The sequence below is a fragment of the Bacteroidia bacterium genome, from assembly GCA_033391075.1.
Taxonomy (GTDB): domain Bacteria; phylum Bacteroidota; class Bacteroidia; order J057; family J057; genus JAWPMV01.
The window spans coordinates 2,615,273-2,633,400 of record JAWPMV010000001.1; the positions used below are offsets into that span (position 1 = coordinate 2,615,273).

Below are 18,128 nucleotides of genomic sequence, written 5' to 3' on the forward strand. Positions count from 1 at the left end.
GGACCTTTAGATATGTCTGAACAGGGCAAATCTAAAGGTCTGGAAAAATGATTGCATTGCAGCTTTCAATAATTTGAAGTTTCTAATACTCACATGCCCGGTTTCCCTAAACTTATGGGTAATGGGGATTTCTTGTATTTTCATTCGGCTATGACTGGCAAGCCCACTAATGAGGATATTGGGGGCGAAAGTATCCGGGGGGATCTGAGCTACCCCTTCTTCAAAACTGCTCGTTCGCATCAAGCGAAAAGGACAGTTTACATCCCGAACCCCTCTACCAAATAAGAAGCTAATCGCCAATCTGGAAAAAAGGGTGATGAGTTGTCGAATGGGAGGAGAATTTCTGACCCTTTGGCCTACCAGGAAATCTAGACCTTGTTTCTTTCTCCAGAAGGCCCCAAAATCTCTGGGATTTATCTCATCATCCGAATCAATTTGTAGCACCCATTCTGCTAAATGAAAGCCTAATTTGTACCCCCTCAAAAGGGTGGGACCATGCCCTACATTCTTATGGCTGAACGCAAGAATTTTTTCATGTTTATCAGAAAGCTGAGAAATAATCTCATAAGAGCGATCCTTGGAACCATCATCGTATATCAATAAGCGATAATCTCCTATTAGCTCTTTCTCCAGGGTATCCAACCAGTTTTCCACTACCTTTTCGATACAGGCTTCTTCATTGTAAACCGGAATTACGACTGCAAGGCTTAGTTCTTTCACAGCATTTTCTTTTTAGCAACAACAATTTGATGCAATCCCATTATTTGTTCGTACTCCAACAATTCAAATCTTTCTTCCATTTCCGCTTTAAAACTTTCTGATTTAAAATCCTGTACATGCCAATCAGAAAAACCGGATTCAATTCCTGGAAAAAAGACTTTCATCAGACCCAGTTTCTTCAGAATTTTCTTGATTTGATTTTTCAAGCCTTCAAGAGGGACTGTCAGGATTAATAAACTTTCTTCGTCCAACAACTTTTCAATTTGATCCAGGGCTTTTCGGTAATCAGGTATATGTTCCAGGGTTTCTGAGCAGATTATTACATCGGCTTTAGCATAATAGGGGATAGGCAGGCAAATATCTGCTAATATCCATCTGCAGGAATCTTCCGGCAATTTGTCCTGAGCAATCGTAAGCGCATAATCAGAGATGTCTGCACCAACTAATTGAGCATCCGGAAATGCCTGATGCAAGGCCACCATAAGATTACCTGCTTCGCAACCTAGCTCGACAATTTCCAATTCACTATTTGGACAGTATTGCCGAATGGCCTCAATGATTCTTTGAAGCCTTCTTCTTTCTATCCAGCCAGCTATGCCTGTGTAGGGAGTAGGATGAGAAAGAAACATCTCATTATTCCACTCTCTGGAGCCTATATGCTGCATGATTGCTTTTGATTTGAGTTTCATATACTTCAAGGGCCCGGGCTATGGTCGCATCCATATCATAGTACTTATAGTCTCCCAATCGGCCAGAAATGATAAGGTTTTCTTCCTTATCTGCTTCAGCTCGATACAGCTTGACCAACTTTTGATTACGGTGGTCATTGATGGGATAAAAAGGATTTTCCCCATTATCCATTAAAGAGTATTCACGAATGATGAGGCTTTTGTTCGGGTGATAGGAACGTTCCGGGTGCAAGTGGCGAGCTTCATGGATGCGGGTAAAGGGAATGTTTTGTTCCGGATAATTCATGACTGAAGTACCCTGATAATCTTCTACTTCTTTTATTTCCTGTTCAAAGCGAAGACTTCTCCATTCCAGTTTACCGTATTTGTAATCATAATATCGATCGAGGGGCCCACTATAAATCAAGTTTGTATCAGGCGAAATGAGGTCTTTGATCTCGAAAAAATCCAGGTTCAGCTTTAATTCAATCTTTGGGTTTCTTAAGAGCTTTTTGAAGATATCGGTATATCCATGTAAAGGAATGCCTTGCCACTTGCTATCGTAATAGCTCTCATTATAATTTTTCCGAAAGGGTAGGCGAGTCAAAATGGAAGCAGGCATCTCTTTAGGATCCTTATTCCATTGTTTGAGAGTGTATCCCCGAAAGAATGCCTCGTAAAGAGGCCTTCCCATCATAGAAATGGCTTTGTCCTCAAAATTTTGGGGCTCTCCACTTAGTTCAGACTTCGCGATCTCTTTAGCCAGAAATTCATCTACTTCAAAAGGCTTAAGATTTACATCATAAAAGGAATTGATGGTTTCCAGGTTAATGGGAAGTTGGTAAACTTTGTTTTTATAGGTACTAAGTACCTGATGTCTATAGGAATTGAAGGATGTAAATCGATTTATATAGTTCCATACTTTATCATCAGAAGTATGAAAAATATGGGTGCCATAGGCGTGATACTCTATGCCTGTTTGCGGATCTCTTTTAGAGTAACAGTTCCCACCAATATGATTTCGCTTCTCAATCAGCAGGACTGGTTCATTGAGCTCATTTGCGATGCGTTCAGCCATCACAGAACCAAAAAATCCTGAGCCAACGATGATGTACTTAAATTTCCTGTAATCCATGATCACTTATTGCGTGTCAATGAGGAGGAATTGCTCTCCTGAAAATGTATCTCTTATCTTTCGTTTTATTCTAAGATTAAGAGCGGGGTCAAGGGTTACATTTTTACTTAGAACCAGAAAATTGATCTTGTGTTTTTTCAGGAAGGAAAGTTGGCTTTGGGGAAGGGATTTGAAAAGGCCCTCATTTTTTTGCTTTTGGACATATTGATAGAAGAGGCCACTGTTTCTGTTTACCAGATTATTTCTTTGGTTGTGAGGATTGATCTTGATTTCATAATCAGATAGACTTAGACAATCGATTTCATGTTCGAAGTATTGTAAATAATAAGCAGCTGTATAGGCATAGGTGATTTTGCTGAAATCAGAGAAGTAATCCTCTTCTGCCTTCATGGCTCCTCCCAAATCAGATAATTTCCCATTTTCGGCCAGGGTTTTGATTTCCTCTAAATAGCTGGCACTGTAATATTGAGTTGTGTGATGCGAGAAAAGTTTAGGACCTAAAATAGCAGCCTGGTTAAAGATGGATAGAACCAAAATCGCATACATTCCTGTTCTTTTTCCTTGATCTTTCCATAAAAAAAGAAGAGCCAGGATTCCTCCCATATTCAGGCAAACTATAACGGGATTAAAAAACAATTGAATAGCATTTTCGAATTCTCCCAGAAAAGCATAAGCTGCAGCACCAGATAATATTATACCTCCTGAAATGAAGACAAGGTCTCTGAGGGCATGATCCGAAGTCCGTTTGCAGGCAAAGAAGAGTAGTAAGAATGGGAGCAAGAATATGGGGATCAAGCCAGAGAGATGAAGCAAAAACCTCCCCAGGCTTTGAAGTAGGTGGGGAAAACTAAGATAGCCTAAGAGTTCTTGCTTTTCTACACCCATAGATGCTGATAATTGAGGCGCAGGAACAAAAGCATAAAAGCCCAAAAGGGAAATACTTGTAAGCACTATGATCAGGAGTGAAATTCGAAAAGATCTGTCTTTTCTTTTCTCTGCCCATAAACCTATCAGAATGCTGGCTCCCAGCAGGGCAGGAATGCTCACGACTGTAGCAATCATCAACATAGCCAACATTAAAAAGGCTTTTTCTTTTTCCCGATCCAGAAAGTTTAGAATAAAGCCCAGATAAAAGGGGTAATAGACCATCATTTTGGTCCGATAACTTAGGCTGGACAGATTGAATTCAGGAAGAGTTAAGAAGGATATTTTGAGGTAAAGTCCAGAGAAAAAGAAGAACGCCAGCGCTAATCCTAAAGACTCCCATTTCTTATCATACCCCCATTTATCAAGCAGAGAAAGAAAGCCTACTCCCGTGATAAAATATAAACTGGGTTTCACGATTAACCCAAGGCTAAATACATGATTTACTCCCAATAACTGACTGAAAAAGGAACTCAACCAGAGTTCCAGATAATGGTAAGGAGTTAAGCCTTGATAGGCTTTATTCAATCCATTGAGAGAGGCAAAATAATTTTCCTGCCCAAAGCTAGACAGCGATTTTGCTCTTTGTGCATAGATAAAGAAGTCATTTTCCTGTGTGCTCAGTCCATCAGGTACATAGAACCCCAATTCGCCAGCATTGATAAGTGAAAAGAAACACCAGAGAAAGCAGAAGACTCCTAAGAAGAATAGATGGGCTAGCTTTATTTTATTGACTTTGCCTGCTTTTGTATTTCCCCTTCCCAGGTAGAAGTAAGTAGCCACCAGGGGAAGAAATAGCCATTGTACGGTCAGTCCTTTGGTTTGAACAATGGCCCAAATCGCTGAAAGGAGTACGAAACCGAGGAGAAAAAAGTCAAATAAACCCTGGTAGCCGAAAGAAGCAGCTTTTCGTCTGGATACAATTAGATAAGCCAGAAGATAACATAAACTCCAGAGCAAGAAATTTGCTCCTCCATACATCCAAAATAGCTGCAAGGGCTCTGACATGATCGGGAATTTGTCTTAGAACAATATAGATACTTATTTAAGAGCAGGGTTACTTAAGAAGATCTATTTAAACAGAAAATTATGCTCTTAGCCTTAGACATGGGGAATACAGACATCCTGGTAGGATTACACGACGGCAATAGTTGGGTGCAGCAATGGAGAAATCCTTCCGATCAGATAGGAGAACTTAGAAATAAGTTAATTGCTTGGATGAAAGAGGCTAGCTATTCTTTCGACTGGATAGAAAAGAGCATTTTCAGTACTGTGGTTCCTAGCCACCGAAAGGAGATTTCCCATTTATTGAAAGACCTCCTTAAACATGAGCCCATTATCATGGGGCCTGATTTTTACCATAATTTTTCTATCCAAATTGACAATCCTACTGAAATTGGTTCAGATCTGGTTGCAAATGCTTTTTGTGCCTATGAAAAATATGGACAAGCTGCAGTGGTGGTTGATTTTGGAACAGCTTTGAGTTTTACTACCGTTTCTGATTCTGGAGAAATCCTAGGCGTTAGTATCGCTCCCGGATTGCGAACGGCTATGCGAGCACTTTTCAGCAAAACAGCTCAATTATTTGAAGTCCCTTTGAAGATCCCTCCATCGGTGATTGGAAAAAACACTACGCATTCTCTGCAAGCAGGAATTTTGCGTGGATATGTCGGCCTGGTAAATGAGATTCTGGATCAAATTGAAGTAGAGCTTGGCAAGAAACCCAAAGTCATTGCAACGGGAGGTTTGGTTAGCATTCTGACTCCTTTACATAAAAGATTTGATGAAATAGACCAACTACATACAATAGAAGGTCTACGCTTGATCGCAGAAAAATATCAGGGTTGATTTTCTATAAATTCCTCTTCGTCTTCGCCGAACTCTGATCTGTACCAGGCTTTAAACTCTTCAAGATTTAAGGGGAACCAATAATCTTTACAATCCATTTCCGCGAGCATTTTCGGGCTGGGCTTTGGGAATTTCCCATCTTTCAGGTGAGTGTAATCTTCATCCTTAAATGTCTCTCGCATAAAATAGGCCCAAATCGGCAGAGCTGTTGCAGCTCCCTGTCCGGCTGCAAGGCTTCTGAAATGAATACGAGGATCGTCTGCTCCCACCCAGGCTCCTGCCAAAAGACCGGGTACTGAACCAATAAACCATCCATCACTTTGCTCCTGGGTTGTGCCGGTTTTTCCTGCAACTTCGGCTTTAATTTTATACCGCGTTCGAATAGATCTGGCAGTTCCTTCGTCCACTACATCCTGCAGCATGCGATTGATGAATACGCTGGTCTCCGGACTGATGATTTGTTTTTCAGAAAACTGACCCGGATCCTGGTAAATGATCTTGCCATTTCTGTCTTCCATCCGAAGCAAGTAGCGAGGATTTACCACTTTCCCCTGATTAAACAGAATAGCATACATATGTAGCATATCCCTCAGACTAATATCTGCACTCCCTAAAGCAATCGAAGGCAAGGCGGGAAGGTCATAGCTCAGGCCCATACGCCGAGTTAAGTCAACTACTTTCTGCGGGCCTATCTTAAGGATAAGGTTAACTGCTGCTACATTCACCGAATGCGTAAGGGCCCCTCGCATAGAGTATTCTCCTCCATATATATTGTCAGAGTTTCTGGGCGACCAATTATTATAGGTTCGATGGGCTACTTTGTCATTGGGAATATATTCACAAGGCGAAACGCCCTCTTCAAGTGCTGCTGCATAGACCAAAGGCTTGAAAGCTGAACCCGTTTGCCGACGACTTTTTACATGATCAAATTGATAGAATTCATGGTTAAATCCCCCTACCCAGGCACGGATAAATCCATTCTGGGGTTCTATTGCCATAAATGCCCCTTGTAGCATGTAGATATCATGCAAAATGGAATCCTTGGGACTCAAGGTAGTATCTCTGATTCCTTTATGGGTAAAAATCCGCATAGGAAGCTTTACCATAAATACCGAATCGATTTCTTTCTCGGAGAATCCAGCAGTTTGCAAATTTTTGTATCGTTTGCTTCGCTTCAGTTTATCTTCATACAGACCTTTGCTGGCTTTGGCTTTATTATATCCTTTCCAGTGTCGATCAAATTTGCCCTGAAGCTTGCGCATCTGATTATTCATAGATGCTTCTGCATAGCCTTGAAGGCCTGAATGGATACTGGTATATATCTTAAGTCCGTCTTTGTATAAATTATAATGCTTCCCGTCTGCTGCAGGATTTTCTTTGCACCACTGAACCAATTCCAGTCGCATATTTTCCCGTAGATAGGGAGCGATTCCTTCATGATGGGTGTATCGACCATAATCCAGCTCAAGGGCTAAGCCTTTGAGTCTTTCAAATTCTTCGGCACCTATCATACCGTATTTATGCATCTGACTAAAAACCAGATTCCTTCTTTGTTTGGCTCTCGCCGGATGCTGGATAGGACTATAGTAAGTAGGAGCCTTGAGCATGCCTACAAGAAGAGCAGCTTCTTCTGTACTGATTTCCTTTACATGCTTGTTGAAGAAATTTCTAGCGGCTATCTCCACCCCAAATTCATTGCCACCAAAAGAAACAGTATTTAGATAGAGGGCAATGATATCTTCTTTGGAATAAATCTCCTCAAGATCTGAAGCAATAAGTGACTCTTTCACTTTATTTACGGGCAGACTCAAAATGGAAAAGTCTTCCCGGGGATAGAAGTTCTTGGCAAGCTGTTGACTGAGTGTGCTTCCACCTCCGGAACTTTCATTCTGGAAAAGCAGGGTTTTGAATAGAACCCGTATCAAACTTTTACCGTCTATTCCTTCATGTTCATAAAATCGTATATCCTCTGTAGCAAGCAATGCATCGATCAGATGGGAAGGCAAACTGTCGTAAGGGACAGTAATTCGATCTTCCAGAAAGTAGCGACCAATCAAGACTCCATCCACCGTATAAATTTCTGATGCCTGTGGCAAAGGATAATTTATAAGATCATTTTTATCAGGCATTTCCGTCCAAAGGCCCCAGGAAACTGTCTGTATAAATAGGAGTAGAAGGGAAAGGACACTTAGGAAGGCTCCAGAGATGAGGGATGTGCGTGGATTTTTCCGAATAAATCCCCGGAGTTTATAGTAGAACTTTTGGTATGAACTTTTACTCTGTTGCGTGTCTTTATGGCTCATTACCACCAAATCAATCGAATAGCAAGTTACATATATATCTGCTGATTACCAGAAAGCTATGAAAAGAACCGAAATATCGAATTGATTAAAGGGTAAATTTGTAGATTTGTGCGGAAGAGATATGAAAAACCTGATTCAATTATTGCCAGACGCAATAGCTAACCAGATTGCTGCGGGAGAAGTGGTTCAAAGACCTGCCTCGGTTTTGAAGGAGCTTTTGGAAAATGCGATCGATGCAGGATCAAGCTGTATAGACGTTGTCATAAAAAATGCGGGCAAAAGTTTGGTGCAGGTTACCGACAATGGAAAAGGTATGTCTTCACTCGACAGCCGGATGTGTTTCGAGAGACATGCTACCTCAAAAATCAGGAATCAATCAGATCTGTTCAACATCCAAACCCTGGGATTTCGGGGTGAAGCTCTTGCGAGTATCGCTGCGGTGGCTCAGGTGCAATTAAAATCCCGCCAGTATGAAGACGAACTGGGGACCTTGCTGGAAATAGAGGCTAGTGAGATTAAAAAGCAGGAACCTGCGGTTATGCCAATAGGGACTACCTTCCAGGTCAAAAACCTCTTTTTCAATGTACCAGCGAGACGAAATTTCCTTAAATCTAATCCCGTAGAGACTCGTCATTTGCTCAATGAGTTTATTCGAGTGGCAATTCCTCATCCGGAAATAGAAATGAGTTTCAGACATAATGAGACCCAGGTCTATGAATTGAAGAAGGGAAGTATGGAGGAAAGGCTGCATGCCTTGTTCGGCAATGATTTAAAGGGAAAGTTAACTCAGGTACAGGAAGAGACCGGTTATGCAAGACTCTCCGGTTTCTTAGGTACTCCTGATCTTTATAGAAAATATAGAGGGGATCAATTCTTCTTTGTCAATGGTCGATACATCAAGAGCAACTACCTCAACCATTCTATTGTCAAAGCCTACCAGGAATTCATTCCGGAAGACACCTATCCTTTCTATTGCATTTTCATTGAAATTGATCCCGAGCATGTCGATATCAATATACATCCGACAAAGACCGAGGTAAAGTTTGATGATGAACGGACTTTGTATGTACTCTTGCAGGGAATTGTAAAACAGGGATTGGGAGCCCTTCATCAGGCTCCTGAATATGACTTTGAAAAAGGATCCATTCAATCAGAAATATATGGCTCCTCTTCACCCTTACCTAAGACGAGTCCCAAAGATTTTCCTCGCATTCCGGATTTCCCACAAAGAGAAAGGCCCAAAACCGAAGATTGGGATGCATTATATAGGCCTGAAAGTCATACGGAAAGAAAAACTGAGCAACTTCCATTTGAAAGATTTGAGTTGCCGGAGGTTCCGGAAAAGAAAAGTCCTCAGACTTCTTTGCCAATAAGCAATAAAAGCAGCGGAGGAGTAGGGGAAGAGCCCGGCTTTTTCGTGCAGTTTAAAAATCGCTACATTCTGACAGAGAGGAATGGTAAGTTGCTTATCATTGATCAGAAGCTAGCGCATCAAAGAATCCTTTTTGAAAAATTCCTGAATAGTCAGAAAGGGAAACAATTGGCGAGTCAACAATTACTTTTCCCTCAGACAATTGAATTCAACGCTCCGGATTATGCTATGATCCTGGATGCTGAAGATGCCCTACAAAAAATGGGCTTTGAGTTGAAGGAGTTTGGGAGAAATACGCTCATCGTCTATGGTTCTCCTGCGGGGATACCAACTGGACAGATACGCGAGATATTCGACCAGATTCTGGGAGACCTGAAAATTTTAGGCACCAGCCATACACATGAGAAACTTTTTGAAGGAGTTGCAAAATCTGTTTCTGCCAGAAGCGCTGTAACTTCCTCAGGAAAATTGAGTATCATAGAACTAAAACATCTAGTTGAAGATCTCTTTAGATGCCAGGCGCCCGGATATAGCCCTAGTGGCAAACCGACATTCAAAAGTATAAACCCGGAAGAGCTTTCCGAGTTTTTTAGTTAAAGAAAAAGATAATGCTGGATAGACTTACTCCCATAACCAAACATCTTATACTGATCAATGTAGTAGTATTTGTGGCGCTATTGATCATTCCCAATGCACAGTCGGTAGACGAGACCTATTTCGTCTTGAACAAATCAAATGCTTTGGGATTTCGGGGAATTGGCATCTATCAGGGGGAAGAATACCTTACGATGAATGTGAAAGGGCAGGACCTGGCCGTTACGCCGGCAGATGCCTTCAATCCCGTCCAAATTGTTACCTCCTTTTTCAATCATTCTAAAAGGGGCTATGGTGGCAGAATAGAGATTTTTCATATCCTCTTCAATATGTTGGTGCTGGGTATGTTCGGTCCCGTCTGCGAGAGTGTCCTGGGTAGTAAACGCTTCCTCAACTTTTATTTGTTCTGTGGAGTGGTGGCCAGTTTACTCTTGACTTTTCTGGATCCTTCTCCCATACCGGTCTTGGGAGCATCCACAGCAGTCTCGGGTGTTTTGGTGGCATTTGCGATGACCTTTCCCAATCAGAAAATGGGTATAATGTTTTTGCCGATTTACTTTAAATCCCGTGATTTTGTGCTGGGTTTAGCAGCTATTTCGGCGCTTTTAGTCATTTTGCAAGTATTCGGAATAAATATTGGAGGGGGTATATCACACTTTGGCCACTTGGCTGGAATGGTCGCGGGATATTTATTCTTTAAGATTGAAAAATATTTACCTCTACCTAAATAGTGGCTAAACATTATATTCAAATTAGGCTTGTAATAGTATAAGGGAAAAAAGTAACTTTGTTTATGGATTTGAAAGATCAGTTCAATTTATTTATCAGTCGCCATAAAACAATTGCCTGGGTATTGGTTTTGATGGGAGCTGGCTTGCTTTTGCAAGGTCTGCTTTACGTTATTTTCAGTATGACCGGTCAAACACAAATGTATGATGGCCTGATTAAATTACTGGTTTTGCCTTCTGATCTTATCCTGTTACTTCGACAACCCTGGAGTATTATTACCTTCCCTTTCTTCAGTCTCGAGTTTAATATCCTGAAGCTTTTGGTTAATGGCCTTATCCTTTGGGCCTTTGGGCGAATTCATCAACAATTGATGGGAGACCAGAGAACCCGAAGATTATTGATTTTGGCTGTGCCGATTATTGGTATTCTGACAGCGAGCCTATCAAGTTTTACTACAAATCCCTATGTTGAGCAAGTAGCCCAAACAGAGGTAGTCGAAAGCTCTGAAAATCCTGTCGAAAGCTCAGCAACTAGTGCAGATTCAACAACTGAAGCTTCTGCAACAGAGGCAGAGACTGAAAAAGAAAAAATAAAACCCGATCCAGAGGAACAGCAAGTTGCCCAAAGAGGACTTAAAAATCTGTATTTCCCTTCTGGTATGATCGCCATTGTCATGGTCTTGGTTTTATCTTCAGTTACCCTGGTGCCCGCTTTCCAGGTACAACTCTTCTTATTTGGGAGAGTGAAAATATTGTGGATTGGAGTGGTACTGTTATTGCTTGAATTATCCATGGCGCTATTTTATACGCCATTAGCTATAGCCATTGCCATTGGATCATTGTTGGGCTTTTTGCATGTGTACCTGATGAGGAGGGAAATAGATATTACAGAAATGATCTGGTCTTATTATTCGGAAAGCAATCGTCCTAAGATGACAGTTGCTTACAAGTCCAGAAAAAAAGATGATTTGCAAGAAGCTCCGGTAACATCGGCACCCAAAAGCAAGAAGAGCAAAGGTAGTGTGCCGCAGGAAACGGTAGACAAGATATTAGATAAGATCTCTGAAAAAGGATATGAGAGTTTAAGTAGAGAGGAGAAAGAGATTCTTTACAAGGCATCGAGCCAAAAAGAGGATGAATAGGAACAGGAATTTATTCCACTTCATTATTGCTACATTCTATGCGCCCGTTCTGGCCCTGAGTTTTCTGGGTTTAGCGGCACCCTATATTTCTACCTCTGTTTTTTCCTGGATACAACTCATTCCTAATCTTTTTCCCCTCCTGATTGTCTTTCATTTACTGGCCATTTTCCTCTTTTTTAAAAAGTATAAATTCTTAAGCCTGCTTGCTTTTTTGGCTTTATTGGGTAGTAGCTGGGTGATCTCTAAGGATTGGAAAATAGGGGCGAAGAAAGAAATGGCTATTCAGTCAGATCAATCCCTCAAAGTACTCTCTTATAATGTGGGGACTTTTGATTTTAAAGCGGAGAATATTGATACCTCTTCAGAGTTGTTGAAAAGCCTGGAGCCGGATGTAATCACTCTGCAGGAATTTAGGAATCACAAACTGGCAGATGGTTCTTACGCCATCGATTATATGTCCAGGGCTTTGGATATGCCCTATCATCGCTTTGTACATCTTCCGGTTCATATTCATGGTGCAGTCATTTACTCCAAATATCCGATTGTGAATATTGATACTTTATTCATGCCTAGAAAGGAAATCAATAGTGGGATTCTGGCTAGCATAGAAACTCCAGTGGGTATGGTAGGCGTCGGGAATGTGCATTTGAGTTCTTTTCAGATTGCCCAGACCTATAATGAGACGGATGGTTTTTTTGACAAATTAATCGCCATTTTCAGGCGAGCCAGGAAGGTTGTCAAATTGCAAAACGATAAAGTTGATCAAATCCTCAATAAGACAGCAAAATATCCTAACCCTATCATTCTAACGGGGGATATGAATGCGACTCCCCATACAAGAGTCAATTATTTGCTCGCTCAGAAAATGAATGATTCCTTCCGTGAAGCGGGTACTGGAATAGGGTGGAGCTATCCTTTGATGAACAAAATGCTGGGATTACGTATAGATCATCAGTACGCATCCTCAGAATTCGAAATATTGAAACATGAGATCGTACGAGAAGGAGTATCCGATCATTATCCTGTAATAGCCACCTATCGGATACAACCCTAAGTAAAGCGAGATGAAAAAATTTCTCCTTACATATCACTTCTTTTGTTGCCGCCTGGCCGGCTAATTCATTATTTTTTCTCATTTCCCCCTATTTCTTTCCAAAAGGAGAGAAAGTTTTTGATTTCCAGTCGAATAAGATTTGGAAAATGCTTTTGCTAATTTTTATTTGCAAGCCGTATGACACAACTTCAAGTTTATAACAGCCTTAATAGGAAAAAAGAAATATTCGAGCCCATAAATCCTCCATTCGTAGGAATGTATGTTTGTGGTCCTACCGTTTATGGAAATGCCCATCTGGGCCATGCCCGATCAGCGATTACCTTTGACACGGTTTTCCGATTCCTGAAAGATCAGGGGTTTAAAGTGAGATACGTCAGAAACATTACTGATGTAGGCCACCTGGAAAATGATGCCGACGTAGGAGATAGTAAGATTGAAAAGCAGGCGCGGGTCGAGCAATTGGAACCCATGGAGGTTGCACAGCGATACTTCAATGCATATACCGAGGATATGACAGCGATGAACCTCATCCGCCCGGACATAGAGCCAAGAGCGACTGGTCATATCCTTGAACAAATCGAAGCGGTACAACAAATCCTGGATAATGGATTCGCTTATGAATCGGAAGGTTCAGTCTACTTCGATGTTTTTAAATACAATGAGGCCTTTCCTTATGGGAAACTTTCTGGAAGGGATCTCGATAATATCCGCGAAATCACCCGTGATCTGGATGGAGTAAGCGATAAGAAAAACCAGGCGGACTTTGCCCTCTGGAAAAAAGCGGAACCCAATCACATCATGCGCTGGAACTCTCCCTGGGGAGAAGGATTTCCCGGTTGGCATATCGAGTGTACGGTTATGAGTACCAAATACCTTGGTAAGAAGTACGATATCCATGGAGGTGGAATGGACCTTCTGTTTCCGCATCACGAAGCCGAAATCGCACAGTCAAATGCCTGCAATTGCGATTTGCCTGTATCGGAGCAAGATGAAGCGAAATACTGGCTCCATAATAACATGATTACCTATGAAGGGAAAAAGATGGGTAAGTCTTTAGGGAATGCCATCGGACTCCGACAATTCTTCAGTGGGGATCATCCTTTACTGGACCAGGCTTATCACCCAATGGTGATTCGTTTCTTCATACTTCAGGCTCATTACCGTAGTACCCTCGACTTCTCCAATACAGCCCTTCAGGCTTCTGAAAAAGCATTGAAGAGAATGGGAGAGAGCATCAAACGCCTGCAAGCCATTGAGCTAAAAGGAAGACCAGAAATGGTGAATCCCAATATGGAGAGCAATTTGCTCAGCTTTTACGAGGATGCACAAAAAGCCATGAATGATGATTTCAATACAGCTCAGGTTATAGCAAGAATGTTTGATACCCTTGCTGTTGTAAACGAAATTTATCAGAATACAAATAAAGCACTGCCAATAAAAGCAGAAACTTTCGAGAAATTTCGTGAGGATTTTCTTCGAATTTTCACCCAATGGCTGGGCATGAAGCTGGAGATAGATGAGTCTTCCCAAATGGGCAAGACCGTCGATGGCCTCATGCAACTTGTGATTGAATTGCGTGCTCAGGCGAGGGAGGAAAAACGCTGGCCGGAAGCCGATTTGATTCGTGATCAATTGGGTAAACTCAAGATCAAACTTGACGATGGTTCAGATAAGACCGATTGGAGGTTTGAATAATGAAGCATTCATTTTTAACATACAGAACAGGAGGATTGGCTTTGCGGTCAATGCTCCTTTTTTTTCTGACAGCTTTCCTCTTTTTTTCCTGCGAAGACAAACCGAAAAAAACGAGTTTTGATGAACAGGAATTACAGGTGGATATTCCCGATTTTAATGCTGACTCGGCCTATGAGTATGTAGCTAAGCAGGTAGCCTTTGGGCCCAGAGTTCCGAATATGGGGAGTCATATCAATTGTGGGGAATGGTTAGGAAAATTTTTGGAAGATAAAGGAGCCAAAGTATTTCGACAAACGGCGACTGTTACGGCCTGGGATGGTACGCAATTGTCAGCTCAAAATATTATTGCTCAGTACAATCCTGAAGCAAAAAAACGGATACTCCTTTCTGCTCATTGGGATACGAGACCCATAGCTGATCAGGATACAGAGCGGCAGAATGAGCCTATCTTAGGAGCAAATGATGGTGCCAGTGGAGTAGGGGTACTCTTGGAAATTGCCCGACAAATTCAGGCAAAGAAACCTGCAGTAGGTATTGATATTTGCCTGTGGGATGCTGAAGATTATGGGAATCCTGGAACGGTCAACTCCTATAGTTTGGGTACCCAATACTGGGCAAAAAACAAGCATGTCCCTAATTATAATGCCCAATTTGGGATAAATCTCGATATGGTTGGGGCAGCTGGGGCTCAATTTTTCAAAGAAGGAAATTCGATGACCTATGCACCAGCGATCCTGGAGAAAGTATGGTTATCTGCAAGAAGGCAAGGCTATGGCTCTTATTTCTCTCATGTAAGAAGCAATGCCGTTACTGATGACCATTTCTATGTGAGTAAGCTGGCGGGGATTCCCTGCATAGATGTGATAGACCAAAAAAGCGGGGCCGAATTTTTTGATCAATGGCATACCCATGGCGATGATATGTCGGTCATTTCTAAAGAAACCCTGAAGGCAGTTGGGCAAACGGTTCTGGATGTAATCTACCGAGAGTAATGCTGGCCCTGATCCTCTGCTCTGCTGGAATATATTTACTGATTCAAATCGGTTTGGCCATTGGCTGCTTTCGTATAAAAAATCCTCAACTAGCTTACAATCAGGATTTTCATCCAGTTTCCCTCATTATTGCAGCGCATAATGAGGCAGAAAACCTCAAGAAAAATCTCAAAAACTGGTTGGAATTAGATTATTCTGAATATGAAGTATTAGTTGTACTGGATAGATGCTCGGATGAATCTGAAGAAATTCTGAAGAATTTTAAAGCTCAATACTCCCATTTACGTTACCTGAATATTGAAGAGCTTCCTGAAGATTGGGCTGGAAAGAAATGGGCTTTGCAGAAAGGAATAGAAGCCAGTAAACATGCATTTCTTGCTTTCACAGATGCAGATTGCGAACTGGAAGAAAAGTTTTTATTACACTTAAATGCCTTTTATACCCAAGGGAATGAGGTGATTCTTGGACAGGGTTTATATATAAAAGAATCAGGCTTCCTCAATCAATTTATTCGCTTTGAAACCCTTTACACATCTTTCCAATATCTCGGCTCAGCAAAATTAGGGTTTCCTTATATGGGAGTTGGTCGAAATCTTTCTTATACAAAAGCTTTTTATTTGGATAGCCAGGGTCTGAAAGAAATAAGTTCGAGAATCTCAGGAGATGATGATTTGTTGATCAACAAATATGCCCGTCCACAAACTACCGCATGTATGATAGGGAAGGGGACTAGAAGTTTTTCAGAAGCAAAAAAGGATTTCAAATCCTGGATTAATCAAAAATTGAGGCACTTAAGCGCTTCCCCCGCCTATTCTCTAAGCTCAAAGCTTTTTCTTTCTGCCTTTCACCTCTCACACACAGCCTTTTACCTGGGACTTATACTTTTTCTCATCTTTGATCGAACCTTATGCTTATTCTGGGCGTCTTATATAGGACGGATTGGAATTAGTTGGTTGATTTTTCTTCTTGTGAAGAATAAATTGGAAGACAATAGCCAGTTATACCTATTTCCCGTCTTGGATTTGTTGTATTTTATATACAATTTATCCCTCGTTCCGATAGGACTTATTCAGAAGAGGACGGCATGGAGTTAAAACCAAAAGTTTCTAAAAATACTAAAGAAGATAGGGAGCTGGTCGCAGCAGCACAAAGAGGAGAAAACAAAGCATTTGAGACTCTGCTTAAAAAATACCGCAAATCAGTCTACTATTTGTTGTTAAAAATGGTTAAGAATGCGGATGATGCAGAGGATCTCACTCAAGAGGCTTTTGCTAAAGCTTTCAACTCCATTGAAAAATTTGATTCCAAATTTGCTTTCTCAACCTGGTTGTTTAGGATTGCTACCAACAACTGTATCGACTTCATTCGTAAAAAACGTGTTCAAACCATTTCCATTGATTCTTCTATAGAAGGAGATGATGGCAGTTCTATGCGTTTTGATGTGAAGGATGAGAATCTGGATCCTAATGAAGCTATGCTTAAGCAGCAGCGTAAGCGCTATCTGAATATGGCCATCGAAAGGTTGCCAGAGAAATACAGAACATTGGTTGAGTTGCGTTACTTCCGGGAATTATCCTATGAAGAAGTGGCTACGGAATTAAGTATTCCATTGGGGACAGTGAAGGCTCAGTTATTCAGAGCCAGAGAATTGCTCAACCAGGAGTTGAAGAATCTAAAATCACAAATGTGATTTTTCCACTATTACTATTACAAGACTTTCCCGCAAATCCATGATCAAAATTGGATTATTAGGTGTAGGCCATCTCGGCAAAATTCATCTTAAACTCTTACAGGAGATAGAAGCTTTCGAGCTTGTCGGTTTTTTTGATCCCAATAAAGAATTGGCTGAAAAAGTTTCTGCTGACAAAGGGATTCCCTTTTTTCAGTCAGAAGAAGAACTCCTTGAACAAGTAGATGCTATAGACATCGTAGCCCCAACCCTGGCTCATCATAGCTGCGCTATTCGTGCACTTGAGAAGGGAAAGCACATCTTTATAGAGAAACCGCTTACAAATACCCTGGCTGAAGCCAAGGAGCTCCTGAAATTTAGTGAGCAGCATCCCAATCTTAAAATTCAGGTTGGCCATGTCGAACGTTTCAATCCTGCTTTCCTTTCCGTATCACATCGGGATTTGACGCCCATGTTTATAGAAGGACATCGGCTGGCTCTTTATAATCCCCGAGGAACAGATGTTTCAGTAGTTCTTGACCTCATGATCCATGACCTGGATATCGTATTGTCTGTAGTGAAGTCGCCTGTTCGGAAAGTAAGTGCCAGTGGAGTTGCTGTCATCAGTGAATCTCCGGATATCGCTAATGCTCGAATCGAATTTGAGAACGGATGCGTTGCCAACCTCACAGCCAGCAGAATTTCAGTAAAAAATCTACGTCGCCTCCGTTTCTTCCAAAAAGACACTTACCTGGCTGTTGACTTCCTGGAAAAGAAATCTGAAATTTTCAAACTCAGCCAATCTCTTGATGAGGTTCCTGATGGTGTTCATCCTATTAAAATGGAATCTGGTCAGGATACCCGATACCTTTATTTCGAAAAGCCCGAAATCCACCCGGTCAATGCTATTAGAATGGAGTTGGAAGAGTTCGCGGCGGCAATTAGAGGGGAGGCTGCAATTCGGGTTTCTCTGGAAGATGGATACAGAAATCTTGCCCTGGCTCATCAAATACTTCAGGAGATAGAAGATCTCGCTGGCAGGGTTCAGATCCCCTAATTGTTTCAGATTATCAAAACTTTTACTACTGCTAAGAACCCAAAATTAGCAGCTAGCTCCCCCTTATCTGCCATTCATGGCTTTTTACTAAGTTTTCGGGCGAAAAAGGCATAACTTTTGAACCTGATTGAGAGTTGAATTCTCGTTTGGGGTTAATTAATTCAAGTACAAAATAAGAGGTCAGTCTTTGACTGATTCTGATGATTTTTTTTGAACTGTTTTGGTTA

At 41.4% G+C, this 18,128-nt stretch carries 15 protein-coding genes; 10 read left to right on the forward strand and 5 right to left on the reverse strand.

Features of this window, described 5'->3' with window-relative positions; all coding sequences use genetic code 11:
- Positions 1–6: 6 nt before the first annotated feature.
- Genes R8P61_10605 through R8P61_10620 form a run of 4 tightly spaced genes read right to left on the reverse strand, consistent with a single transcriptional unit; the run spans position 7 to position 4,455 of the window.
- Positions 7–720: a glycosyltransferase family 2 protein gene (locus R8P61_10605; protein ID MDW3647506.1), complete on the reverse strand. Its 714-nt coding sequence runs from the start codon at positions 718–720 to the stop codon at positions 7–9.
- Positions 717–1,385, reverse strand: coding sequence for a class I SAM-dependent methyltransferase (locus tag R8P61_10610; GenBank protein MDW3647507.1), 669 nt, complete (start codon positions 1,383–1,385; stop codon positions 717–719). Before R8P61_10610 ends, R8P61_10605 begins: the two co-directional genes overlap by 4 nt.
- Entirely contained in the window at positions 1,354–2,523 is a 1,170-nt protein-coding gene (glf, locus tag R8P61_10615; protein MDW3647508.1) for a UDP-galactopyranose mutase, read from the reverse strand. The genes R8P61_10610 and glf overlap by 32 nt, the downstream gene beginning before the upstream one ends.
- A 6-nt stretch (positions 2,524–2,529) precedes the next feature.
- Positions 2,530–4,455: a hypothetical protein gene (locus R8P61_10620; protein ID MDW3647509.1), complete on the reverse strand. Its 1,926-nt coding sequence runs from the start codon at positions 4,453–4,455 to the stop codon at positions 2,530–2,532.
- A gap of 81 nt (positions 4,456–4,536) precedes the next feature.
- On the opposite strand from R8P61_10620, the gene R8P61_10625 reads away from it, so the two are divergent.
- Entirely contained in the window at positions 4,537–5,295 is a 759-nt protein-coding gene (locus tag R8P61_10625) for a type III pantothenate kinase (protein ID MDW3647510.1), read from the forward strand.
- Here the strand turns inward: R8P61_10625 and R8P61_10630 are convergent.
- The gene (locus R8P61_10630) at positions 5,286–7,598 is read right to left on the reverse strand and encodes a transglycosylase domain-containing protein (GenBank protein ID MDW3647511.1); all 2,313 of its coding nucleotides are present in this window, start codon (positions 7,596–7,598) and stop codon (positions 5,286–5,288) included. The genes R8P61_10625 and R8P61_10630 overlap by 10 nt on opposite strands.
- 121 nt (positions 7,599–7,719) lie before the next feature.
- Here R8P61_10630 and mutL point away from each other — a divergent pair, with 121 nt between their 5' ends.
- The 9 genes from mutL (at position 7,720) to R8P61_10675 (ending at position 17,901) form a co-directional block, all read left to right on the forward strand.
- Positions 7,720–9,567, forward strand: coding sequence for a DNA mismatch repair endonuclease MutL (mutL, locus tag R8P61_10635; protein MDW3647512.1), 1,848 nt, complete (start codon positions 7,720–7,722; stop codon positions 9,565–9,567).
- An 11-nt stretch (positions 9,568–9,578) separates the two neighbouring features.
- Positions 9,579–10,295, forward strand: a complete 717-nt coding sequence (locus tag R8P61_10640) for a rhomboid family intramembrane serine protease (protein MDW3647513.1) — start codon at positions 9,579–9,581, stop codon at positions 10,293–10,295.
- A gap of 62 nt (positions 10,296–10,357) precedes the next feature.
- Positions 10,358–11,434: a DUF6576 domain-containing protein gene (locus R8P61_10645; GenBank protein ID MDW3647514.1), complete on the forward strand. Its 1,077-nt coding sequence runs from the start codon at positions 10,358–10,360 to the stop codon at positions 11,432–11,434.
- The gene (locus R8P61_10650; protein MDW3647515.1) at positions 11,427–12,488 is read left to right on the forward strand and encodes an endonuclease/exonuclease/phosphatase family protein; all 1,062 of its coding nucleotides are present in this window, start codon (positions 11,427–11,429) and stop codon (positions 12,486–12,488) included. Before R8P61_10645 ends, R8P61_10650 begins: the two co-directional genes overlap by 8 nt.
- A gap of 177 nt (positions 12,489–12,665) precedes the next feature.
- A complete protein-coding gene (cysS, locus tag R8P61_10655) occupies positions 12,666–14,183 on the forward strand; it encodes a cysteine--tRNA ligase (GenBank protein MDW3647516.1) in 1,518 nt (505 codons plus the stop codon).
- On the forward strand, positions 14,183–15,175 hold the full coding sequence (locus R8P61_10660; protein MDW3647517.1) for a DUF4910 domain-containing protein: 993 nt from the start codon (positions 14,183–14,185) through the stop codon (positions 15,173–15,175). The genes cysS and R8P61_10660 overlap by 1 nt, the downstream gene beginning before the upstream one ends.
- On the forward strand, positions 15,175–16,269 hold the full coding sequence (locus R8P61_10665; protein ID MDW3647518.1) for a glycosyltransferase: 1,095 nt from the start codon (positions 15,175–15,177) through the stop codon (positions 16,267–16,269). Before R8P61_10660 ends, R8P61_10665 begins: the two co-directional genes overlap by 1 nt.
- Positions 16,260–16,865 carry a sigma-70 family RNA polymerase sigma factor gene (locus R8P61_10670; GenBank protein ID MDW3647519.1) on the forward strand — a complete coding sequence of 202 codons (606 nt, stop codon included), beginning with the start codon at positions 16,260–16,262 and terminating at the stop codon, positions 16,863–16,865. The genes R8P61_10665 and R8P61_10670 overlap by 10 nt, the downstream gene beginning before the upstream one ends.
- Before the next feature lie 40 nt (positions 16,866–16,905).
- The gene (locus R8P61_10675; protein ID MDW3647520.1) at positions 16,906–17,901 is read left to right on the forward strand and encodes a Gfo/Idh/MocA family oxidoreductase; all 996 of its coding nucleotides are present in this window, start codon (positions 16,906–16,908) and stop codon (positions 17,899–17,901) included.
- Positions 17,902–18,128: the final 227 nt, after the last annotated feature.